The sequence below is a fragment of the Comamonas sp. CMM03 genome (genome assembly GCF_019218715.1).
Taxonomy (GTDB): domain Bacteria; phylum Pseudomonadota; class Gammaproteobacteria; order Burkholderiales; family Burkholderiaceae_C; genus Comamonas; species Comamonas terrigena.
Genome location: NZ_JAHUXB010000001.1, coordinates 118,757 through 139,221, shown reverse-complemented (window position 1 = coordinate 139,221; position 20,465 = coordinate 118,757). Strand labels below are relative to the sequence as shown.

Below are 20,465 nucleotides of genomic sequence, written 5' to 3'. Positions count from 1 at the left end.
TCCTGGCGGCAAAAGGCCACGCCCATGGGGCCACCGTACCGCCACCTCCTCTCCCATGCAGCTGCCCACCCTCCGCTCCGGTCACCGTTTCACCCTCCCCCGCCCCACGGGCAGCGCCGATGCGCTGCTGCTGTCGCGTCTGGCGCAGCGCGAGCGGGCGGCGGGCCGCATCACGGCCATCGTCACGGCCGATGCGGGCGACGCCCAGCGGCTGATCGACGAGCTGGCGTTCTTTGCCCCCGAGCTGCGCTGCGCCCTGTTTCCGGACTGGGAAACCCTGCCCTACGACACGTTTTCGCCGCACCAGGACCTGATCAGCGAGCGTCTGGCCACGCTGTGGCGCATCCGCAGCCGCGAGCACGAGACCGGCGCCGACGTGGTGCTGGTGCCGGCCACCACCGCCCTGTACCGGCTGGCCCCCCCGTCGTTTCTGGCGGGCTACACCTTCCACTTCAAGCAGGGCCAGAAGCTGGACGAGGCCAAGCTCAAGGCCCAGCTGACGCTGGCTGGCTACCAGCATGTCTCGCAGGTGGTGAGCCACGGCGAATATGCGGTGCGCGGCGGCCTGATCGACCTGTTTCCCATGGGCTCGCCCGTGCCCTACCGGGTGGATCTGTTCGACGACGAGATCGATTCCATCCGCACCTTCGATCCCGACAGCCAGCGCAGCCTCTACCCCGTGCCCGAGGTGCGCCTGCTGCCCGGCCGCGAGTTCCCCATGGACGAGGATGCACGCGCCAAGTTCCGCTCCCGCTGGCGCGAGCTGCTGGAGGGCGATCCCACGCGCAGCCGCGTCTACAAGGACATGGGCAATGGCGTGGCGACGGCGGGCATCGAGTACTACCTGCCGCTGTTCTTTGACGCCACGGCCACCGTCTTCGACTACCTGGGCGACGACGCCACGCTGGTGCTGCACGGGGACCTGGAGCCGGCGTTCCAGCGCTTCTGGACCGACACCAAAGAGCGTTTCCGTCTGGTGCAGGGCGACCCCGAGCGCCCGGCCCTGCCGCCCGAAACCCTGTTCCTGACGGCCGACCAGTTCTACACCACCGCCAAGCCCTACCCGCAGCTGGCCTTGCGCCCGGGGGTGGAGGATGTGGCCGACAGCGCCCTCTTCCAGCAGCTGCCGCCGCTGGCCGTGGTGCGCGGCGCCGAGGAGCCGCTGGCCCGGCTGCAGGCCCATATCGCCCACGCGGCACGCCGCGTGCTGGTGCTGGCCGAAAGCGACGGCCGGCGCGAAAGCCTGCTGGACTTTCTGCGGGCCTCCAACATCAACCCGCCGGCCTTCGATTCGCTGGCGGAGTTCCAGGCCGACGACAGCGAGCGGCTGGGCATTGCCACTTCCAACCTGGCCCAGGGCTTTGCCTGGACGGAGGAAGGCATCGACTTCGTCACCGAGACCGAGCTGTTCGAGACCAGCGGCGGCACGCGCCGGCGCAAGAAGCAGGAGCAGGTCAGTGATGTCGATGCGCTGATCAAGGATCTGTCCGAGCTGAAGGTGGGCGACCCGGTGGTCCATGCCCAGCACGGCATCGGCCGCTACCACGGCCTGGTCAACATGGACGTGGGCCAGAAGAACACCGATGGTTCGCCCGCGCTGCAGGAGTTTCTGCACCTGGAATATGCCAAGGATGCGGTGCTGTACGTGCCCGTCAGCCAGCTGCACCAGATCAGCCGCTACACCGGCGTCACGCCCGAATCCGCGCCGCTGCACAGCCTGGGCAGCGGCCAGTGGGAAAAGGCCAAGCGCAAGGCCGCCGAGCAGGTGCGCGACGCTGCAGCCGAGCTGCTGAACATCTACGCTCGCCGCGCCGCGCGCCAGGGCCACGCCTTCCGCTACAGCGCCCAGGATTACGAGCAGTTCGCCCAGGACTTCGGCTTTGAGGAGACGGCCGACCAGAAGGCGGCCATCCACGCCGTAGTGCACGACATGATCAGCCCCCAGCCCATGGACCGCCTGGTCTGCGGCGATGTGGGCTTCGGCAAGACCGAGGTCGCCCTGCGCGCGGCCTTTGTGGCCGCCATGGGCGGCAAGCAGGTGGCCTTTCTGGCCCCCACCACGCTGCTGGCCGAGCAGCACTACCAGACGCTGGTGGACCGCTTCTCCAAATGGCCGGTGAAGGTGGCGGAGATGAGCCGCTTCCGCTCCACCAAGGAGATCAATGCCGCGCTCAAGGGCATCGAGGACGGGTCGGTGGACATTGTGGTTGGCACGCACAAGCTGCTGTCCGAGAAGACCAAGTTTCAGAACCTGGGCCTGCTGATCATTGACGAGGAGCACCGCTTCGGCGTGCGCCACAAGGAGGCCATGAAGGCCTTGCGCGCCGAAGTGGATGTGCTGACACTGACCGCCACCCCCATTCCGCGTACCATGGGCATGGCGCTGGAAGGCCTGCGCGACCTGTCGGTGATTGCCACCGCCCCGCAACGCCGGCTGGCCATCAAGACCTTTGTGCGCTCCGAGAGCAACGGCGTGATCCGCGAGGCGGTGCTGCGCGAGCTCAAGCGCGGCGGCCAGGTGTACTTTCTGCACAACGAGGTGGAGACCATCGAGAACCGCCGCCAGAAGCTGGAGGAAATCCTGCCCGAGGCGCGCATTGCCGTGGCCCACGGCCAGATGCCCGAACGCGAGCTGGAGCGCGTGATGCGCGACTTCGTGGCCCAGCGCTTCAACATCCTGCTGTGCTCGACCATCATCGAGACCGGCATCGACGTGCCCACGGCCAACACCATCGTCATCAGCCGCGCCGACAAGTTCGGCCTGGCCCAGCTGCACCAGCTGCGCGGGCGCGTGGGCCGCAGCCACCACCAGGCCTATGCCTATCTGATGGTGCCGGACATCGAGAGCCTGACCAAGCAGGCCGAGCAGCGGCTGGACGCCATCCAGCAGATGGAGGAGCTGGGCAGCGGCTTCTACCTGGCGATGCACGATCTGGAAATCCGCGGCGCCGGCGAGGTGCTGGGCGAGAACCAGAGCGGCAACATGATGGAGATCGGTTTCCAGCTCTATAACGAGATGCTGACCGAAGCCGTGCGCAGCCTGAAGAATGGCAAGGAGCCCGACCTGCTGTCGCCGCTGTCGGCCTCCACCGACATCAATCTGCATGCCCCGGCGCTGCTGCCCAATGACTACTGCGGCGATGTGCACCTGCGCCTGTCGTTCTACAAGAAGCTGGCCACGGCCAGGACCAGCGACCAGATCGACAACCTGCTGGAAGAGATCGTGGACCGCTTCGGCAAGCTGCCGCCCCAGGCCCAGACGCTGATCGACACCCACCGCCTGCGCGTGCTCTCCGAGCCCTATGGCGTGCTCAAGGTCGATGCCGCACCGGGCGTGATCAGCATCACCTTCAAGCCGAACCCGCCCATCGATCCGATGCAGATCATCCACCTGATCCAGAAAAACAAGCACATCAAGCTGGCGGGCAACGACAAGCTGCGCATCGAACGCGCGCTGGAAGACCCCAAGGCCCGCGCCCAGATGGTGCGCGATGTGCTGAAAAGTCTGGGACAACCGTTGCGCGCGGAAACACCCGCCACGGCCTGAAGCTGGTCATACTGCTCGCAGGAGGTAGTCCCCCATGCTGCAAGCCCTGCTGGAAGCGGCCTTTGCCCTGGTGGCACTGGGGGTGGCGCTGTCCATGCGCCCCTGGCGCCTGCTGGTCGACCGCACGCTGCCGGGGCGCTATGCCACGCCCCAGGACGTGCCGCGCATCGCTTCGCCGCTGTGGACGCCGCTGCTGGCCACGCTGGTGATCCTGCCCTGGCTGTGGGCCATGCCCACGCTGCACAAGATGCCGCTGCAGCTGCAATGGTCCGGCGCCTGCCTGGTGGTGCTGACCCTGGGCTGGCCCCTGGCCATGCCCACGCTGGCCCTGGTGGGGGTGATCGCCTGCCTGCTGTCGCCCGGGCTGGCCGGGCACGAGGCGCTGCGCCTCATCGTCTGGCACGGCATGCTGCCGGCCACGCTGGGCATGCTCTGGGGCGTGCTGCTGCGCCAGTGGCTGGGTACCAAGGTGTTTGTCTACCTGTTCGGGCGCTGCTTCATGGGCACCGTCTTCAGCCTGTTTGCGGCCAGCGTGCTGGCGAGCGCCACCGGCCAGCCGCTGCCGGGGGTCAACGAGGATCTGTCCCACATCGCCCACTGGCTGATGGCCTGGGGCGATGCCGTGGTCACCGGCATGATCTGCTCGGTCTGCGTGGCCTACCGTCCGGACTGGCTGGCCACCTGGTCCGACCGCCTGTACCTCTACGAGCAGGTGGCCGAGAAGCACGACCGCTCCACCTGAGCCGGCCTGCCGGCGTCCGCCACGCACGCGGTCACTGAACCGCCCGCCCACTCGCCGGCGCTGTGCGCAACCGGCGGCCGGCCTCTTTCCGCTGGCGCTCCCTCCGGCTTTCCCCTCTTTTGCGGCGCGGGGCACGGCATTGAAATTGCTTGGGTGCAGCAGGCCACGGCCCATGCGATTCCGCCGTGACGCCATTCCACCGCCAGTCCACCGCGTTACAGGCTCCGGCCTGTGCAGCGCCCATCCGAGCAAGGGGTTTCATGTCCGCACTGCATCTCCGCCATCTCCCGCGCCATTCCCTGGGTCTCTCCACGCGCCATGTCCCGCGCCTGCTCTGTCTGCTGACCTTCGGCGCCGCCGTCTGGAGCGCCGGCAGCCCCGCCGCCCTGGCCCAGGGCAGCTACCCCGAACGCCCCGTCAAGGTGATGGTGGCCCTGCCCGCCGGCGGCAGCGCGGACATGATTGCCCGCGTGGTCGGCCAGAAGCTGGCGGCCGAGCTGGGCCAGCCGTTCATCGTCGAGAACAAGCCCGGGGCTTCCGGCCAGATCGGCACGCCCCAGGTGGCGCGCGCGCCGGCCGACGGCTACCAGCTGATGGTCTCGCCAGCCTCGTTTCTGACCACCAACAAGAGCATCTTCAAATCCCTGCCCTATGACCCGGAGGTCGACTTCGCCCCGGTGGCCCAGCTGGTCAACCAGCCCATGGTGCTGGTGGTCAAGGACAGGCAGAAGTTTCCCAGCGTCGCCGCCGTGGTGGCCGCCGCCAAGGCCGCGCCCGGCAAGCTGACCTATGCCAGTTCGGGCGACGGCAGCCCCCAGCATCTGGCGGCGCTGATGTTCAGCACCCGCACCCATGCCGACATGCTGCACGTGCCCTACAAGGGCGGTGCTCCGGCGATCAACGACACGCTGGCCGGCAATGTGGACATGCTGTTTGCGGTGCTGCCCGAGGCCCTGCCCCACATCCAGTCCGGCAAGCTGCACGCCCTGGGGCTGATGAGCCCGCAACGCAGCAAGATGCTGGCCGGCACGCCCACCATGGCCGAGAGCGGCTTTGCCAACCTGAACCTGTCGGCCTGGGTGGGCCTGTTTGCCCCGGCCAAGACGCCGCAGCCGGTGATTGCCCAGCTCAACCGCGCCGTGCACAAGGTGCTGCAGGGCGAGGTGGTGGCCAAGCTGGGGGACAGCGGCATGGAAGTGGCGCCCGGCACACCGGAGCAGCTGAAGCAGACCGTCCACCAGGACATCCTGCTGCATGCCGAGCTGGTGAAGGCCGCTGGCCTGGTGCCGCAGTGAGCGCTGCCCGCAGTGGCAGCGCCGGATACGCCGTGACACCGCAGATTCCCCGGCGTACGGGGATAATGCGGCCTGCGCAGCCGCGCCCGGCGCGGCCTGCTCCTCCTTCTACCCCCCCTCGACTTGAGCTGCCATGAGCGTTGCCACCGAATTTGCCCCCGGCCTGACAATCCAGAACATCACCGCCCCCCAGAAGCTCAGCGCCTACAAGCTGATCGCGTTCGACATGGATTCCACGCTGATCACCATCGAGTGCATCGACGAGATCGCCGACGCCACGGGCAAGAAGGCCGAGGTGGCGGCCATCACCGAAGCCACGATGCGCGGCGAGATCACCGACTTCAAGGACAGCCTGCGCCAGCGCGTGGGCAAGCTCGCCGGGGTCACCCAGGCCGACATGGCCCGCGTGCTGGCCGAGCGCCTGCAGCTGTCGCCCGGTGCGCACACCCTGGTCAAGGCCGCCCAGAACGCCGGACTGAAGGTGCTGCTGGTCTCCGGCGGCTTCACCTACTTTGCCGAGCATGTGCGCGACCTGCTGCAGATCGACTTTGTGCGCGCCAATGTGCTGGAGATGGACAACGGCGTGCTGACCGGCGGCCTGGTGGACCAGCCCTGGGGCGATATCTGCGACGGCGCCGAAAAGCGCCGCACGCTGCTGGAAGTGGCCAGCCTGCTGGGCATCGATGCCGCCCAGTGCATCGCCGTGGGCGATGGCAGCAACGACATTCCGATGATGCAGGCGGCCGGTCTGTCCGTGGCCTACCACGCCAAGCCCCGCGTGCGCGCGGAGGCCAAGGTCTGCATCAACCAGGGCGGTCTGGACCGCCTGCTGGAAGTGCTGCAGTAAGCGGCCCTGCGGCCTGCACCACGGCGCGCACGGCCGCATGCACTGTCACACGGTGCAGCGCATCCGGCATAGCATCTGACACGACGGCAGACACCCTGATGGGTTCGCCGTGGTGCATGGTGAGGCCACGATGGCGGCGGCCACGGCCCAGCAGCCCCGGCGCCAACCGAGGTCCTGCCCACGACCAGCCCGAACGGCTTGGAACGAGCGCTTACAGCGTGCCTGCCATCGGCTGCCAGCGCCCGTCGCCTGCGGCTTCGAACATGGGGATGTGGCCCACCGCCCGCACGCGCTGGTCCCAGCCCGTGCCCAGTTCGCCCACCACCGCACGCCAGGCATGGCCTTCGCTCAGCAGCACGGTCAGGCCCACCACCTCGGCGCCGGCGCGCTCCAGCAGGCGCACGGCCGACAGCGCACTGACGCCGGTGTTGATGACATCGTCCACCAGCACCACGCGCTTGCCGCGCACCCGCGCCACCAGGGCCGGGTCCAGGTAGACACGCTTGCCCTGCGTGCTGGTGGACGAGGTGGCGGCTTCGCTCAGCGCCTCGTCGTACCAGAACTTGCGCGAGTGGCCCAGGGCCACGTAGTCAGCCAGCCCCAGGCCGCGCGCCACCAGGCGAGCGTAGTCCAGGCCCATGGTGGGCACGGCGGCAATCACCTCGGGCTGCAGGCTGGCAGCGGCGGCGGTCACCAGCGGGGCCAGCGCGTCTTCCACCGCGAACGGGGTCTGGTTGCTCATCAGCAGCGCAATCGCCTTGTCGCCGCCGGGCAGCACGCGCAGCGGCAGCTCCAGGGCGCTGCCGCCTTGCAGCGCCACGGTGTAGGTGCCGGAAAAAGTGGGCCCCGCCGGCGGCAGCGCGCGCGCTTGGGCGGCGGTGTACCAGCGGGCGGTGTAGGGGGTCAACAGGTCTGTGTTCGACATACTCATGTTCATCGTCATCCATGGCGGTGCACCGCCGCCCGGGAGGCCGCAGCGTTCCCGGGCGATCGGTGGTGCCGCACGGCTTACTGCGGCATGGCGCCGATCACGCCCTGCACCAGAAAGTTCATCTTCAGCTTGTCGGCGTCGGGCATGTCGCCGGCCTTGCTGCGTTCCTTGCCCGCCTGGTCGCGCAGCGGACCGTGGAACACCGGGCGCTTGCCCGAGACGATGTCCTTGCCGCGCTGCTCCACCGCAGCGCGCACCTTGGCCGGCAGGTTCTTGCTGAAGTGGTCGTAATGGATGGCGCCGTCCTTCATGCCGATCCAGACGTTGCCGGGCTTCCAGGTGCCGGCCATCACATCGGCCACGACCTTGCTGTAGTAGATGCTCCAGTCCAGGCGGGCGGCGGCCATCTGGGCATCGCCGCCCCACTGGGCCATGTCGGTGTCCCAGCCAAAGCCCACCTTGCCGGCTTCCTTGGCCACCTGCAAGGGGGCCGCCGAGTCGGTGTTCTGCATCAGCACGTCCACGCCCTGGTTCAGCAGGGTCTTGGCGGCTTCGGCTTCCTTGGGCGGGTCATACCAGGTGTTGACCCACAGGATGCGGGTCTGGATCTTGGGGTTCACCTCCTGGGCGCACAGGGTGAAGGCATTGATGTTGCGCACGATCTCCGGGATCGGATGCGGTGCGACCACCCCGATGGTCTGGGTCTTGGACAGGTGCCCGGCAATCGTGCCGTTCAGGCAGGCGCCTTCGTAAGTGCGGATGTCGTAGATGCCCAGATTCGGGCCGGTCTTGTAGCCCGTGGCGTGCTCGAAAGCCACCTTGGGAAAGTCGCGGGACACGCGCTCCATGCCGTTCATGAAGCCGAAGGCACCGCCAAAGATGACCTTCGCGCCCTGGGCAGCCAAATCGCGGGTCACGCGCTCGGCGTCGTTCTCGGCCACGTTCTCGACAAAGATGGTTTCGATCTTGCTGCCGAACTTTTTCTGCACTTCCTGGCGCGCCAGTTCGTGGGCATAGGACCAGCCGGCGCCGCTGGCGGGGCCGATGTAGAGGAAGCCGACCTTCATGGGGTCGGCCGCATGGGCCGTGACCAGCGCGGTGGCGCAGCCCAGGGCAACAGCCAGGGGGGTGAGGAGATGGCGGGGAGAGCGCATGGCAGTGTTCTTCGGAAAGGGGAAATGAACCGGAACCCGGCAGCCGTGGCGCGTGCTGCGCGCCATGCCGGGCACCCCTTGCACTTGCAACTTGCGTGCCACGGACATTGGCGGGTCCGGCAGCCTCTGCACTCGACCGAATGCTTCCTTTTCAAGAGCATCCGGCACACTTATCGCAGGCCTTTCGACGTATTCTTGTGGTGTGCCGCGGCAAGCGCGGCGGTACCTGTCCGCCCGTGCCGTGCACGGCACGCCCCCGGTTTATCCCTGCATTCACCCCGGTGGGGCGCCGCAGGGCCTCCAAGAGTTCCTACAATAGCTGTTGCAGCCCCATAACGTCACACAACCAGCGGCTGCCCTGGCGTCCTCCCCCGTTCGTTGCCAACGGTTGCACGGAGGATCGCTTGGAATCTCCTCCTCCACCCCTACATACATACCAGGTCGGCGCCGCCATGGCGTTGCGGCCTGGCGGGCCTGTCCGCCCTGTATGACAACCATGATTGGATACTTTCTGTGAAGACTTCGTACCGTGCCACTGCCTCCGTGATTGCCCTGGCAATCGCATCGCTGACCGTGCCTTCGCTGGCCCAGGCCAAGCGCATGGGCGGTGGCAAGACCGTGCGTCCCGCCTCCATCGGCTCGGCCCCCGCCAAGCCGGCCACACCCGCCGCCCCCACGGCTGCGGCCAAGCCTGCCACCCCGGCAGCCGCCACGCCTGCGGCCGCCACCGCCGCAGCACCTGCCGCGGCTGCCGCACCGGCCCGCGCCGGCTCCGGCATGATGGGCACCATGGCAGGTGCCGCCGTGGGCGCCGTGGCCGGTACCATGGCCGGTAGCGCCATTGCCGGTGCCATGAGCGGCCCGTCGGCCGACAAGGATGCCGAAGCCAAGGCCAAGGCTGCTGCCGACGCCAAGGCCGCCGACGCCGAAGCCGCTGCCCTGCAAAAGCAGCTGGACGAAGCCAAGGCCAAGGCTGCCGCTGCCCACGCCGCCGCCAAGTAAAGCACTGCGCGCAAGCCGTCCTTCAGCCGTGCAGGCGGAAGGGACCGGACACAACGCCCCGTTGGCTGACGCCGCGGGGCGTTGTGCATGGTGGGCAGCCCTGGGCGGTGTGGTACCGCCCCGGGCAGCGGGGCAGCAGAGTCACTCGGTCACACGCGGCGTGCCGATGCGCGCGGCGCCGTGCGCAACGGATCGAGCAGGCCGCGCAGGTTGTTGTGGTCCAGCTCGTGCATCAGCGCCAGCAGCTGGCCCAGGCGCCCGGCGGGAAAGCCTTCCCGCGCAAACCAGGCCAGGTAGTTGCCAGGCAGATCGGCCAGCAGCATGTCCTTGTGCTTGCCAAAAGGCATGCGCAGCTGCACCAGTGCCTGCAGGTCGTCAGGCTGCATAACAGGCCTTTTTCTTAATTTGCATAAAAACCACGTTTTTTATAACTGAAATTGAAATTCTGCTGTCCAGCCGCTCCAGGGCTGCACTAAACTTGCCTTCAGCCAACGTCGCATGCCCAGGGCGCAGACGCTGGAAACCTCTGCTGATTTTCACCTTTGCCAAGGAATTCACACCACCATGCTGAAGAAGACGCTTACCGCCGTGGCCATTGCCGCACTGGCCCTGTCCGCCCATGCTGCTGACGTGCTCAAGGTTGCCGCCACCGCCGTGCCCCACGCCGAGATCCTGAATTTTGTGAAGCCCCAGCTCAAGGCCCAGGGCCTGGATCTGGAGGTCAAGGAGTTCAGCGACTACGTGCAGCCCAATGCCGCCGTGGAAGACAAGCAACTGGACGCCAACTTCTTCCAGCACCAGCCCTACCTGGACAGCTACAACAAGGACCGCAAGAGCTCGCTGGTGCAAGTGCCCAACGGCAAGATCCACGTCGAGCCCTTCGGTGCCTATTCCACCAAGATCAAGAACATCAAGGACCTGAAGAACGGCGCCACCGTGGCCATTCCCAACGATCCTTCCAACGGCGGCCGCGCCCTGCTGCTGCTGGCCAAGCAAGGCCTGATCGAGCTCAAGGATCCCAAGAGCCTGACCTCCACCGCGCTGGACGTGGTCAAGAACCCCAAGAAGCTGAAGTTCAAGGAACTGGAAGCGCCTCTGCTGCCCCGTGCCCTGGCCGATGTGGACCTGGCCCTGATCAACACCAACTACGCCATCGAAGCCAAGCTCAACCCCACCAAGGATGCGCTGTTCATCGAAGGTGCGGATTCGCCCTATACCAACATCGTGGCCGCCCGTGCGGACCGCGCTAACGATCCCAACATCGCCAAGCTGATCAAGGCCCTGCACTCCCCGGAAGTGAAGAAGTTCATCCAGGACAAGTACAAGGGCGCCGTGGTGCCCGCGTTCTGAACGCAGCGGCCACGCTGAACCGCTTCCAAGGCGCCGCTGGTCGGCGCCTTTTTTATGCATCTACACGTTTACATAGCGTATGGCAATGGGCTGCCGCCGGCTGTCGCCGCCAACCCACGCGAATGGTGCGCCCCATGGCGCGGGGCCGCAAAGCCCGCTGTAATGTGGGATACAGCACAGCTCTGGTGCAGATCAAGCCCGTTGTCAGCAGGTGGAAATTCGGGTTTCGCCTGACGGCATCTGCGGGCATGATGTTGCTTTTCTGTGCGCATGAACCGGTTGCGCACCTGTGCCACCGGCATTTTTCAACCAGCACCTGCACGTCCATGAGCCAAGAAGCTCCCGCCACCCCTTCCCTGGACAAAGCCATCAAGGATGGCCAGAACGAAGTCACCCACCCCAAGACCCTGGAAGTGTTTGCCAAAAGGCATGGCGACGATCTGGGCAAGCACCACATCAACTTCCGCGGCGACATTGCCGAGAAGTTCGGCTACGACAAGATCTTCCCGACCTCCCAGCCCAAGTCGTCCGGCTATCTGGTCTACATCCAGGGCAAGAGCGGCAAGACCGGCCAGGAGGCCTTCTACCAGATCATGGCCAACCAATGGGGCCTGCTGGAAGTGCTGGCCCGGCTGGACTGATCCCCGCCGGCGCGGCCTTCCCGCCCACGGAAAAGGCGCACCAGCGATGCTGGTGCGCCTTTTTTTGCGGGGGTGCACGCCAAGTTCATACCTGGCTCACGCCAGGCTGCGGTCCAGCCCCTGCCACACCCACCAGGCCAGCGACAGCATCATGGCGCCGGTCAGGCCGTCCAGGATGCGCCAGGCCAGCGGCTGGGCAAACCAGTGCTTCAGGCGCCGGCCTGCGGCCGACAGGCCGGCAAACCACAGCGCACTGGCACTGGCCGCACCGGCCACGAACACCCATTTCAGGTCGCCTTCCTGGCGCGCACCGATGGAGCCCACCAGCAGCACCGTGTCCAGATAGACATGGGGGTTGAACAGGGTGATCACGGCCAGCGTACCCACCACGCGCCACAGGCTGCGCCCGCCTTCCCCTTCACCCTGCTGCACGCTGTGCTGGGCAAAGACCATGCGCCACAGGGCAAACAGGCCGTAGGCCAGCATGAACAGCACGCCGCCCAGGCCCAGCCAGTAGGCCCAGTCCGGGCGTTCGGCCAGCAGGCGGGCCATGCCGGCCACACCCAGACCGATCAGCAGTGCGTCGCTGGCCACACACCAGGCCACGCAGGCGCGCACATGCTGGCTGTGCACCGCCTGGCGCAGCACATAGAGGTTTTGTGCGCCGATGGAGACGATGAGGGACAGGCAGACCATGAAGCCTGCCAGCCATGCAGCCAGAAAAGGGGTGTAGAGAGTGCTGTGCGCCATGTCCCTGATTGTCCAAGGCGTACTTAAATTAGTAAAATTAAACTATCTGAACGATCTTCAATTTTTCTAAATGCTCGACTACGCTGGACTCGAAGCCCTGGCCGCCGTGCTGCGTGAAGGCAGCTTTGACCGCGCGGCGCGCAAACTGCATGTCACTCCCTCCGCGATTTCGCAGCGCGTCAAGCAGCTCGAAGAGCGCGTGGGCCAGGTGCTGGTGCTGCGCGGCCAGCCCTGCACCGGCACCGATGCCGGCCGCCGCCTGGTGCTGCATGTGGAGCAGGTGGCGCTGCTGGAAAACGAGCTGCGCCGCCATAACCCCGAACTGGTGCCGGAAGGCCAGGTGGCCCGCCCCACGCTGAAGCTGGCGGTGAATGCCGATTCGCTCAACAGCTGGTTCATCGATGCGATGTCGGGCTTCACCAGCACCGGCAACGAGCTGCTGGACATCAGCATCGACGACCAGGACCACACGGCCAAGCGCATCAAGGAAGGCGATGTGATGGCGGCGGTCACCGCCTCGTCCAGCCACATCACCGGCTGCAACACCTGGCCGCTGGGCCGCATGCGCTATGTGGCGGCCGCCAGCCCCGACTTCGTGGCGCGCTACTTTGCCGACGGCGTGAGCAAAGAGGCCATGGCCATCGCCCCGGTGCTGACCTATGACCGCAAGGACGGCATGCAGGACAAATGGCTGCAGCAGCAGGGCCTGGCCTCGCGCACGGCCCCGCCGCGCCACTGGCTGCCGTCGGCACATGCCTTTGTGCGCGCCTGCGAAGCCAGCGTGGGCTGGGGCATGCACCCCACGGTGCTGATCCAGCGCTATCTGGATGCCGGCACGCTGGTGGAACTGCGCCCCGACACCGACATGGTGGTGGACCTGTACTGGGCCCATGCCCGCAATGCCCAGGCCGGGCTGGAGCGGCTGACCCAGTGCGTGATTGCCGCCGCACGCAACTGGCTGGACCCGCTGCCGGCGGCGGGCGAATAGGCCGCACTGACGGCCTGTGGTCTGGCTGGCAGGCTGCCCGTCCGCAGCCTGCGGTGCAACGCGCACTGCGTATGAGCTGCTCAGGGCTTGTCAGCGCCTTTCAGGGATTTTCAGGACTTTTCCGGCGGGATCTGCTCGGCCACATCGCGCTTCATTTCCAGCACGTGGAAGTCCAGCAGCTGGGTGGCCAGCACCGTCTCCCACATGAAGCCGGCCAGCGCGGCCAGGAAGGTGCCGATGCCCAGCAGGAAGCTGATCACGGCAAACAGCTGCTCTTCGACGCCCCAGGCCTGGCCCATGAACAGGAAGATGATGGTCAGGCCGATCAGAAAGCCGCACAGCGTCAGCAAGCCGATGCTGACGTTGGAGATGCGCCCGCGCCGGCGCAGGTACTGCAGCTCGGTCAGGCCGCGCTGGATGAACTGCGCATCCTGGCTGGCACGCACCCGGTCTTCCACCACGCGTGCGCGGTCAATGATGCGCGCCAGCCGCCCGGCCACGGCGCCGATCATGCCGGCCACCGCCGTCAACAGGAACACGGGGGCCACGGCCAGCTGCACGCTGTGGGTGGCGGTGGCAACGTCAATCACTACGCTCATGGGAAAGCATTCAAAAGATGGGAACAGCGACATTGTGAGGGCTGTCCACCCTGCCCGGCGCCCTGCACGCCCGCAATATCGGCTTACCCCGTGCTAAACGAGCGCTCTGCGGGCGGTTTGCGGGCGGTTTGCGCTGGCACAAATCCGCCACCCCAGGCCTTTGACATGGCACAAACCGCAGGCCGGCAGCGCAGGCGATAGTCCTGCCATCCCATTGATGTAGAAAGGCTTTTTTTCCATGAAGATGCTGATTGACCTGTTCTCCACCGACTACGGCCTGATGAGCATTTCCGTGATTTTCATTGTGCTCATCATGGCGGTGTACTTCACCATGCTGTTTCTGAACAAGATCAAGCTGGACGCACCAAAATCCAAATAACAAGCAAGCTGGACTTCCGCGTTGTTGCACCTTGAGCCCGCCCTGCGCGGGCTTATTTTTTGGGGGCAAGGCGCTGCCGCGCCCTCCCCCATCGTGCCGCCCTGCCGTCAGCGGCGTGGCATCAGCGGGTAGGCCGGGTCGGTATAGCCCGGCGTGGATGGGTGGCCTGCCGGCACCAGATCGTCCACCATGCGTTCTTCTTCGGCGCTGATGTCCAGATCGACGGCGGGCAGATAGTCCGTCCACTGGGCCAGCGTGCGTGGGCCGGCAATCACCGCGCTCACTGCCCGGTGGCGCAGCACCCAGGCGGTGGCCCATTGCGCCAGGGTGACGCCACGCGACTCGGCACGGGCCTTCAGGCGCTGGGCGATCTCCAGTGATTCGGTGCGGAACTCCGTCTCCGTGATGCGCTTGTCGCCCCGACCCGCACGGCTGCCGGCATCAGGGGCCTGGCCGGGCAGGTATTTGCCGGTCAGCACCCCACGCGCCACCGGGCTGTAGGGCACCACGCCCAGGCCATGGAATTCGCAGGCGGGCAGTATCTCGACCTCGGGCATGCGGTTGAGCAGGTTGTAGTACGGCTGGCAGACCACCGGGCCGGCCATGTTCAGGCTGCGCGCACCATGCACCAGCTCGCCGATGCGCCAGGCGCGGAAGTTGGACACCCCCCAGTAGCGCAGCTTGCCGGCGCGCACCAGATCGTCCAGCGCGCGCAGCGGCTCTTCCAGGTCCATGCCGTTGTAGTCGCGGTGCAGGTAGAGGATGTCCAGGTGGTCGGTCTGCAAGCGCTGCAGGCTGAACTCGACCTCCTGCACCATCCATTTGCGCGAGTAGTGGCCCTGGTTGGGCGCATCGCCCATCTTGTTGCCCAGCTTGCTGGCCAGCACCCAGTCGTGGCGCTGGCCGGCCAGCAGGGGCGCCAGCATGCGTTCGCTGGCGCCCTTGGTGTAGACATCGGCGGTGTCGATGAAGTTGACACCGGCCGCCTTGGCATGGGCGACGATCTCGCCGGCCTCCTGCGCGCCGGTCTGGTCGCCGAACATCATGGCGCCCAGGCACAGGTTGGAGACTTGCAGATTGCTTTTTCCCAGTCGACGGTAGTGCATGGCGTGGCCTGTTGTGTGCAAAAGCCGCACTATGACGCATGCCGCAGGCGGTGTCATGCCACGGAGGGGACAAGCAGGCCGCCCTCCCCACCGCAGGCAGTGGGAACGTGCAGGGGGAGCCTGCCCACGGTGCACCATCGCACAGAGCACGGGGCGTGTGTACAGCGCTGCGAACAGCTCCAGGGCTGCTGCGTGACCCTGCCTGCGCCAGTCCTATGCAGGCACAAAAAAACCTGCCATGCATGCACAGGGCAGGTTTTTCGTTGTTGGTGCCTCGGACCGGAATCGAACCGGTACGCCCGTTACAGGCGGCGGATTTTAAGTCCGATGTGTCTACCAATTTCACCACCGAGGCCACGCCAGCCAGGCTGTCGTGTGTCTGGTTCAGACAGCGGCCAAGCATACCGCAGCATGCACCGGCTGTTGCCCTTCTGCCAACCTTCAGGACAGATAGAAAAAAGGGAAGCCTGAGCTTCCCTTTTTCAAAGACCTGGAGCGGGAAAACGGGTTCGAACCGTCGACCTATACCTTGGCAAGGTATCGCTCTACCAACTGAGCTATTCCCGCAAATTTTTTGGAGGCGCGAACCAGAGTCGAACTGGTCTAACCGGATTTGCAATCCGGGGCATAACCGCTTTGCTATCGCGCCATCGCAGGATGTTTGCACACCCTTGTCCAAACTGGAGCGGGAAAACGGGTTCGAACCGTCGACCTATACCTTGGCAAGGTATCGCTCTACCAACTGAGCTATTCCCGCATTCGGAAGACTTGCGCCTTCCGATGCGAACCTGTATTGCTACAGGTTCTGAAAACCTGGAGCGGGAAAACGGGTTCGAACCGTCGACCTATACCTTGGCAAGGTATCGCTCTACCAACTGAGCTATTCCCGCATTCAGAAGACTTTTCGCCTTCCGATGCGAACCTGTATTGCTACAGGTTCTGAAAACCTGGAGCGGGAAAACGGGTTCGAACCGTCGACCTATACCTTGGCAAGGTATCGCTCTACCAACTGAGCTATTCCCGCATTCGGAAGACTTGCGCCTTCCGATGCGAACCTGTATTGCTACAGGCTCTGAAAACCTGGAGCGGGAAAACGGGTTCGAACCGTCGACCTATACCTTGGCAAGGTATCGCTCTACCAACTGAGCTATTCCCGCGTTTCCGCCGAAGCCTTGCATTCTATAACGAAGCAACGCTGCGATGGGATGAATTGTAGCGTAATTTTTTGGCCGCATTTTTCAAATGCGGCCAAAAAACTCAATGCTTCACCGCGCCCGAAGGATCGGCCGCCTTTTCGGCCTTGTCGGCCGCCGCTGCGGCCGCCGCTGCGGCTGCTGCCACTTCTTCGTCCGTCAGGGGCTCGGGCATGCGCTCGAGCGCCACCTTCAGCACCTGGTCGATCCACTTGACAGGGATGATTTCCAGACCGCTCTTGACGTTGTCCGGGATCTCCTGCAGGTCCTTGACGTTCTCTTCCGGAATCAGCGCTGTCTTGATGCCGCCACGCAGGGCCGCCAGCAGCTTTTCCTTCAGACCGCCAATCGCCGTGACTTCACCCCGCAGGGTGATTTCACCGGTCATGGCCACGTCGCTGCGCACAGGAATGCCGGTCAGCGCCGAGACAAAGGCCGTGGTCATGGCTGCACCCGCGCTGGGGCCGTCCTTGGGCGTGGCGCCGTCGGGCACGTGCACGTGGATGTCGCGCTTTTCAAACAGCTCGTCCTTGATGCCCAGCAGTCTGGCGCGGCTGCGCACCACGGTGCGAGCGGCTTCAACCGATTCCTTCATCACGTCGCCCAGCGAGCCGGTGCGCAGGATATTGCCCTTGCCCGGCATCACCACGGCCTCGATGGTCAGCAGATCGCCGCCCACTTCGGTCCATGCCAGACCCACGACCTGGCCCACCTGGTTCTGCTGCTCGGCACGGCCATAGGTGTACTTGCGCACGCCCAGGTAGTCCGGCAGGTTGTCGGCAGTCACCACCACCATGGGCTCGAGCTTTTTGAGCTGGATGCCCTTGACCACCTTGCGGCAGATCTTGGACAGCTCGCGCTCCAGCGAACGCACGCCGGCTTCACGGGTGTAGTAGCGCACGATGTCGCGCACCGCGGACTCTTCCACCTTCAGCTCGCCTTCGCGCACGCCGTTGTTGGTCAGCTGCTTGGGCAGCAGGTAGCGGATGGCGATATTGGTCTTCTCGTCCTCGGTGTAGCCCGACAGGCGGATCACTTCCATGCGGTCCAGCAGGGCCGACGGAATGTTCATCGAGTTGGAGGTGGCCACGAACATCACGTCCGACAGGTCGAAGTCGACCTCGACGTAGTGGTCGCCGAAGGTGTGGTTCTGCTCGGGGTCCAGCACTTCCAGCAGCGCGCTGGAAGGGTCACCGCGGAAGTCCATGCCCAGCTTGTCGATCTCGTCCAGCAGGAACAGCGGATTGCGCGTGCCCACCTTCTCCAGGCTCTGCAGCACCTTGCCCGGCATGGCGCCGATGTAGGTGCGGCGGTGGCCGCGGATCTCGGCTTCATCCCGCATGCCGCCCAGGGCCATGCGCACGTACTTGCGGCCCGTGGCCTTGGCGATCGACTGGCCCAGCGAGGTCTTGCCCACGCCAGGGGGGCCGACCAGGCACAGGATGGGCGCCTTGACCTTGTCCACGCGCTGCTGCACCGCGAGGTATTCCACGATGCGGTCCTTGACCTTTTCCAGACCGAAGTGGTCGGCGTTCAGCACTTCCTCGGCATTGGCCAGGTCGTGCTTGATCTTGGTCTTCTTGCTCCAGGGCAGACCGGTCAGGACGTCGATGTAGTTGCGCACCACGGTGGCTTCCGCCGACATGGGGGACATCAGCTTGAGCTTCTTCAGCTCGGCTTCGGCCTTCTTGCGCGCAGCCACCGGCATCTTGGCCAGCTTGATCTTCTTTTCGACCTCTTCCAGGTCGGCGCCGTCTTCGCCCTCACCCAGTTCCTTCTGGATGGCCTTGACCTGTTCGTTCAGGTAGAAGTCGCGCTGGTTCTTCTCCATCTGGCGCTTGACGCGGCCGCGGATGCGCTTGTCCACATTCAGGATGTCGACTTCACGCTCGAGCTGTTCGAACAGGTTTTCCAGACGCTCTTTCACGTCCGACAGGTTCAGCACCTGCTGCTTGTTCTCCAGCTTCAGCGGCAGGTGTGCGGCAATGGTGTCAGCCAGACGGCCCGGCGAGTCGATGCCGGAGATCGAGCTCAGGATCTCCGAAGGGATCTTCTTGTTGAGCTTGACGTACTGGTCGAACTGCTGGGTCACAGCGCGGCGCAGGGCCTCCACTTCGCTGGACTGGACGGCATCGTCCTGCACATCCAGCAGGCGGGGCTTGCTGGTGAAGTGCGTTTCGTGGTCGGTCACTTCCACCACCAGCGCACGCTGCTGGCCTTCCACCAACACCTTCACGGTGCCGTCGGGCAACTTGAGCATCTGCAGGATGGTGGACACGCAGCCCACCTCGAACATGTCGTCCACCGACGGCTCATCCTTGGATGCTGCCTTCTGTGCCACCAGCATGATGCGGCGGTCGCCTTCCATGGCGAGTTCCAGCGCCTTGATGCTCTTGGCGCGGCCCACAAACAAGGGAATGACCATGTGGGGAAACACCACGACGTCCCGCAGCGGCAGCAGCGGCAGGTCGAGCGGTGTATCGGTCTCGGGAGTTGTTCCTGACATGGGATTCCTCAGTAATACCGCAGGCAGCACCTGCGGCAGATATCAGCTACACGGGCACCACCAGTGTGCCCCAGGCTGCACGGCTTGTGCAGCAATTGCAGACGGGCCGGCGCCTGGTGCGCACAGCCCCTGCCGTCAGGCATGTCGCCCGCTCAGGCAGTCTTGGCGGCTTCGCGGTACACCAGCAAAGGTGCCTTGCCGTCGTCGATGGTGGCTTCTTCCACCACCACCTTGGCGACGTTGTCCATGTTCGGCAACTCGAACATGGTGCCGATCAGCGCCTGTTCAAGGATGGAACGCAGACCACGGGCGCCGGTCTTGCGCACCAGCGCCTTGCGGGCGATGGCCTTGAGCGCGCCGGGACGGATTTCCAGCTCCACGCCTTCCATGCCCAGCAGCTTGCTGTACTGCTTGACCAGGGCGTTCTTGGGCTCGGTCAGGATTTCCACCAGCGCGTCTTCGCTCAGCTCGGCCAGGGCGGTCATCACGGGCATACGGCCCACCAGTTCGGGGATCAGGCCGAACTTGATCAGATCCTCGGGCTCGATCTCCTGGAACACTTCGGACAGCGAGCGCTGCTTCTTGCTCTTGACCGCGGCGCCAAAGCCGATACCCGATGCTTCGGTGCGGTTTTCGATGACCTTTTCCAGACCGGCAAATGCACCGCCACAGATGAACAGGATGTTGGTCGTGTCGATCTGCAGGAAGTCCTGGTTCGGGTGCTTGCGGCCGCCCTGCGGGGGAACGCTGGCCATGGTGCCTTCGATCAGCTTCAGCAGCGCCTGCTGCACACCCTCACCCGACACGTCGCGCGTGATGCTGGGGTTGTCGGACTTGCGCGAGATCTTGTCGATTTCGTCGATGTAGACGATACCGCGCTGGGCACGCTCGATTTCGTAGTTGCAGCTTTGCAGCAGCTTCTGGACGATGTTTTCCACGTCCTCGCCCACGTAGCCGGCTTCGGTCAGCGTGGTGGCGTCGGCCATGACAAAGGGCACGTCCAGCTGGCGCGCCAGGGTCTGGGCCAGCAGCGTCTTGCCCGAGCCTGTGGGGCCGACCAGCAAGATATTGCTCTTGGACAGCTCCACCTCATCCTTGCCCGCCTTGTCCTTGTGGCGCAGGCGCTTGTAGTGGTTGTAGACCGCCACGGCCAGTGTGCGCTTGGCCTGCTCCTGGCCAATCACGTAGTTGTCCAGGTTGGCCTTGATTTCTGCCGGCGTGGGCAGATCACCGCGCGCCTCGCGGGCGGTATTGCCCGGCAACTCATCACGGATGATTTCGTTGCACAGGTCGATGCACTCGTCGCAGATGAAGACGGACGGCCCAGCAATCAGCTTCTTCACCTCGTGCTGGCTTTTGCCGCAGAAGGTGCAGTAGAGGTTTTTCTCGCTGGAAGTGCCTTTTTTCTCGGCCATGGGGGCAGTGCCTTGTTACA

At 65.2% G+C, this 20,465-nt stretch carries 18 protein-coding genes and 7 tRNA genes; 9 read left to right on the top strand and 16 right to left on the bottom strand.

Translation table 11 applies throughout. The annotated features are described in order from the left end of the window. The first annotated feature begins 55 nt into the window (after positions 1-55). From mfd to serB, 4 genes are all read left to right on the top strand, one after another. Positions 56-3,547 (top strand): transcription-repair coupling factor, encoded by a 3,492-nt coding sequence (gene mfd, locus KW830_RS00645; RefSeq protein WP_218331564.1) that lies wholly within the window; start codon positions 56-58, stop codon positions 3,545-3,547. A 34-nt stretch (positions 3,548-3,581) separates the two neighbouring features. Next, positions 3,582-4,289, top strand: a complete 708-nt coding sequence (locus KW830_RS00640) for a hypothetical protein (protein ID WP_218331562.1) — start codon at positions 3,582-3,584, stop codon at positions 4,287-4,289. 260 nt (positions 4,290-4,549) lie between these two features. Beyond that, entirely contained in the window at positions 4,550-5,584 is a 1,035-nt protein-coding gene (locus KW830_RS00635; protein WP_218331561.1) for a tripartite tricarboxylate transporter substrate binding protein, read from the top strand. A gap of 133 nt (positions 5,585-5,717) precedes the next feature. Further along, complete coding sequence (gene serB, locus KW830_RS00630; RefSeq protein ID WP_218331560.1) at positions 5,718-6,431, top strand: phosphoserine phosphatase SerB; 714 nt, start codon at positions 5,718-5,720, stop codon at positions 6,429-6,431. Between the two features lie 211 nt (positions 6,432-6,642). Here serB and KW830_RS00625 read toward each other — a convergent pair whose 3' ends face one another. Both KW830_RS00625 and KW830_RS00620 read right to left on the bottom strand, forming a co-directional pair. After that, a complete protein-coding gene (locus KW830_RS00625; RefSeq protein WP_218331559.1) occupies positions 6,643-7,362 on the bottom strand; it encodes a phosphoribosyltransferase in 720 nt (239 codons plus the stop codon). Between the two features lie 77 nt (positions 7,363-7,439). After that, positions 7,440-8,516 carry a BMP family ABC transporter substrate-binding protein gene (locus tag KW830_RS00620; RefSeq protein ID WP_218331558.1) on the bottom strand — a complete coding sequence of 359 codons (1,077 nt, stop codon included), beginning with the start codon at positions 8,514-8,516 and terminating at the stop codon, positions 7,440-7,442. 513 nt (positions 8,517-9,029) lie between these two features. Between KW830_RS00620 and KW830_RS00615 the strand changes: the two genes are divergently transcribed. Then, positions 9,030-9,518, top strand: a complete 489-nt coding sequence (locus tag KW830_RS00615; RefSeq protein WP_066533716.1) for an ABC transporter substrate-binding protein — start codon at positions 9,030-9,032, stop codon at positions 9,516-9,518. 149 nt (positions 9,519-9,667) lie between these two features. Here KW830_RS00615 and KW830_RS00610 read toward each other — a convergent pair whose 3' ends face one another. Together KW830_RS00610 and KW830_RS00605 are read right to left on the bottom strand one after the other, a co-directional pair. Continuing rightward, positions 9,668-9,904: a DUF3820 family protein gene (locus KW830_RS00610; protein ID WP_066533718.1), complete on the bottom strand. Its 237-nt coding sequence runs from the start codon at positions 9,902-9,904 to the stop codon at positions 9,668-9,670. Continuing rightward, positions 9,894-10,076 carry a hypothetical protein gene (locus KW830_RS00605; protein ID WP_127446246.1) on the bottom strand — a complete coding sequence of 61 codons (183 nt, stop codon included), beginning with the start codon at positions 10,074-10,076 and terminating at the stop codon, positions 9,894-9,896. The genes KW830_RS00610 and KW830_RS00605 overlap by 11 nt, the downstream gene beginning before the upstream one ends. A 6-nt stretch (positions 10,077-10,082) precedes the next feature. On the opposite strand from KW830_RS00605, the gene KW830_RS00600 reads away from it, so the two are divergent. Next, positions 10,083-10,868, top strand: a complete 786-nt coding sequence (locus KW830_RS00600) for a MetQ/NlpA family ABC transporter substrate-binding protein (RefSeq protein WP_066533720.1) — start codon at positions 10,083-10,085, stop codon at positions 10,866-10,868. Positions 10,869-11,194: 326 nt separating this feature from the next. Continuing rightward, positions 11,195-11,509: a hypothetical protein gene (locus KW830_RS00595; RefSeq protein WP_066533724.1), complete on the top strand. Its 315-nt coding sequence runs from the start codon at positions 11,195-11,197 to the stop codon at positions 11,507-11,509. Positions 11,510-11,605: 96 nt separating this feature from the next. Here KW830_RS00595 and KW830_RS00590 read toward each other — a convergent pair whose 3' ends face one another. Then, a complete protein-coding gene (locus KW830_RS00590) occupies positions 11,606-12,259 on the bottom strand; it encodes a LysE/ArgO family amino acid transporter (protein ID WP_218331557.1) in 654 nt (217 codons plus the stop codon). A gap of 70 nt (positions 12,260-12,329) precedes the next feature. Here KW830_RS00590 and KW830_RS00585 point away from each other — a divergent pair, with 70 nt between their 5' ends. Further along, the gene (locus KW830_RS00585) at positions 12,330-13,247 is read left to right on the top strand and encodes an HTH-type transcriptional regulator ArgP (RefSeq protein WP_192333553.1); all 918 of its coding nucleotides are present in this window, start codon (positions 12,330-12,332) and stop codon (positions 13,245-13,247) included. 110 nt (positions 13,248-13,357) lie between these two features. Here the strand turns inward: KW830_RS00585 and KW830_RS00580 are convergent, their stop codons facing one another. Continuing rightward, positions 13,358-13,846 (bottom strand): DUF2721 domain-containing protein, encoded by a 489-nt coding sequence (locus KW830_RS00580; protein ID WP_066533730.1) that lies wholly within the window; start codon positions 13,844-13,846, stop codon positions 13,358-13,360. Between the two features lie 238 nt (positions 13,847-14,084). Between KW830_RS00580 and KW830_RS00575 the strand changes: the two genes are divergently transcribed. After that, complete coding sequence (locus KW830_RS00575; protein WP_172591783.1) at positions 14,085-14,225, top strand: DUF3149 domain-containing protein; 141 nt, start codon at positions 14,085-14,087, stop codon at positions 14,223-14,225. Positions 14,226-14,332: 107 nt separating this feature from the next. Here the strand turns inward: KW830_RS00575 and KW830_RS00570 are convergent, their stop codons facing one another. The 10 genes from KW830_RS00570 to clpX form a co-directional block, all read right to left on the bottom strand. Then, a complete protein-coding gene (locus KW830_RS00570; RefSeq protein WP_218331556.1) occupies positions 14,333-15,331 on the bottom strand; it encodes an aldo/keto reductase in 999 nt (332 codons plus the stop codon). Positions 15,332-15,598: 267 nt separating this feature from the next. Next, positions 15,599-15,686: transfer RNA gene (locus KW830_RS00565), tRNA-Leu, on the bottom strand. A gap of 136 nt (positions 15,687-15,822) precedes the next feature. Continuing rightward, positions 15,823-15,898, bottom strand: a tRNA-Gly gene (locus KW830_RS00560). Between the two features lie 8 nt (positions 15,899-15,906). After that, positions 15,907-15,980: transfer RNA gene (locus KW830_RS00555), tRNA-Cys, on the bottom strand. 32 nt (positions 15,981-16,012) lie between these two features. After that, positions 16,013-16,088 (bottom strand) — tRNA-Gly (locus KW830_RS00550). A gap of 57 nt (positions 16,089-16,145) precedes the next feature. Continuing rightward, a tRNA-Gly gene (locus KW830_RS00545) sits at positions 16,146-16,221 on the bottom strand. A gap of 58 nt (positions 16,222-16,279) precedes the next feature. Then, positions 16,280-16,355 (bottom strand) — tRNA-Gly (locus KW830_RS00540). 57 nt (positions 16,356-16,412) lie between these two features. Further along, a tRNA-Gly gene (locus KW830_RS00535) sits at positions 16,413-16,488 on the bottom strand. A gap of 100 nt (positions 16,489-16,588) precedes the next feature. Next, positions 16,589-19,030 (bottom strand): endopeptidase La, encoded by a 2,442-nt coding sequence (lon, locus tag KW830_RS00530; protein WP_066533734.1) that lies wholly within the window; start codon positions 19,028-19,030, stop codon positions 16,589-16,591. 152 nt (positions 19,031-19,182) lie between these two features. Then, positions 19,183-20,445, bottom strand: a complete 1,263-nt coding sequence (gene clpX / locus KW830_RS00525; protein WP_066533738.1) for an ATP-dependent Clp protease ATP-binding subunit ClpX — start codon at positions 20,443-20,445, stop codon at positions 19,183-19,185. Positions 20,446-20,465 lie beyond the last annotated feature (20 nt).

Excerpts from the sequence above, each read along its gene's own strand:
- KW830_RS00575 (WP_172591783.1), top strand. The coding sequence starts at position 14,085 with ATGAAGATGCTGATTGACCTGTTCTCCACCGACTACGGCCTGATGAGC.
- clpX (WP_066533738.1), bottom strand. The coding sequence starts at position 20,445 with ATGGCCGAGAAAAAAGGCACTTCCAGCGAGAAAAACCTCTACTGCACC.
- KW830_RS00640 (WP_218331562.1), top strand. The coding sequence starts at position 3,582 with ATGCTGCAAGCCCTGCTGGAAGCGGCCTTTGCCCTGGTGGCACTGGGG.
- KW830_RS00580 (WP_066533730.1), bottom strand. The coding sequence starts at position 13,846 with ATGAGCGTAGTGATTGACGTTGCCACCGCCACCCACAGCGTGCAGCTG.
- KW830_RS00585 (WP_192333553.1), top strand. The coding sequence starts at position 12,330 with ATGCTCGACTACGCTGGACTCGAAGCCCTGGCCGCCGTGCTGCGTGAA.
- KW830_RS00570 (WP_218331556.1), bottom strand. The coding sequence starts at position 15,331 with ATGCACTACCGTCGACTGGGAAAAAGCAATCTGCAAGTCTCCAACCTG.
- KW830_RS00590 (WP_218331557.1), bottom strand. The coding sequence starts at position 12,259 with ATGGCGCACAGCACTCTCTACACCCCTTTTCTGGCTGCATGGCTGGCA.
- serB (WP_218331560.1), top strand. The coding sequence starts at position 5,718 with ATGAGCGTTGCCACCGAATTTGCCCCCGGCCTGACAATCCAGAACATC.
- KW830_RS00600 (WP_066533720.1), top strand. The coding sequence starts at position 10,083 with ATGCTGAAGAAGACGCTTACCGCCGTGGCCATTGCCGCACTGGCCCTG.
- mfd (WP_218331564.1), top strand. The coding sequence starts at position 56 with ATGCAGCTGCCCACCCTCCGCTCCGGTCACCGTTTCACCCTCCCCCGC.
- lon (WP_066533734.1), bottom strand. The coding sequence starts at position 19,030 with ATGTCAGGAACAACTCCCGAGACCGATACACCGCTCGACCTGCCGCTG.
- KW830_RS00625 (WP_218331559.1), bottom strand. The coding sequence starts at position 7,362 with ATGAGTATGTCGAACACAGACCTGTTGACCCCCTACACCGCCCGCTGG.
- KW830_RS00610 (WP_066533718.1), bottom strand. The coding sequence starts at position 9,904 with ATGCAGCCTGACGACCTGCAGGCACTGGTGCAGCTGCGCATGCCTTTT.
- KW830_RS00635 (WP_218331561.1), top strand. The coding sequence starts at position 4,550 with ATGTCCGCACTGCATCTCCGCCATCTCCCGCGCCATTCCCTGGGTCTC.
- KW830_RS00595 (WP_066533724.1), top strand. The coding sequence starts at position 11,195 with ATGAGCCAAGAAGCTCCCGCCACCCCTTCCCTGGACAAAGCCATCAAG.
- KW830_RS00620 (WP_218331558.1), bottom strand. The coding sequence starts at position 8,516 with ATGCGCTCTCCCCGCCATCTCCTCACCCCCCTGGCTGTTGCCCTGGGC.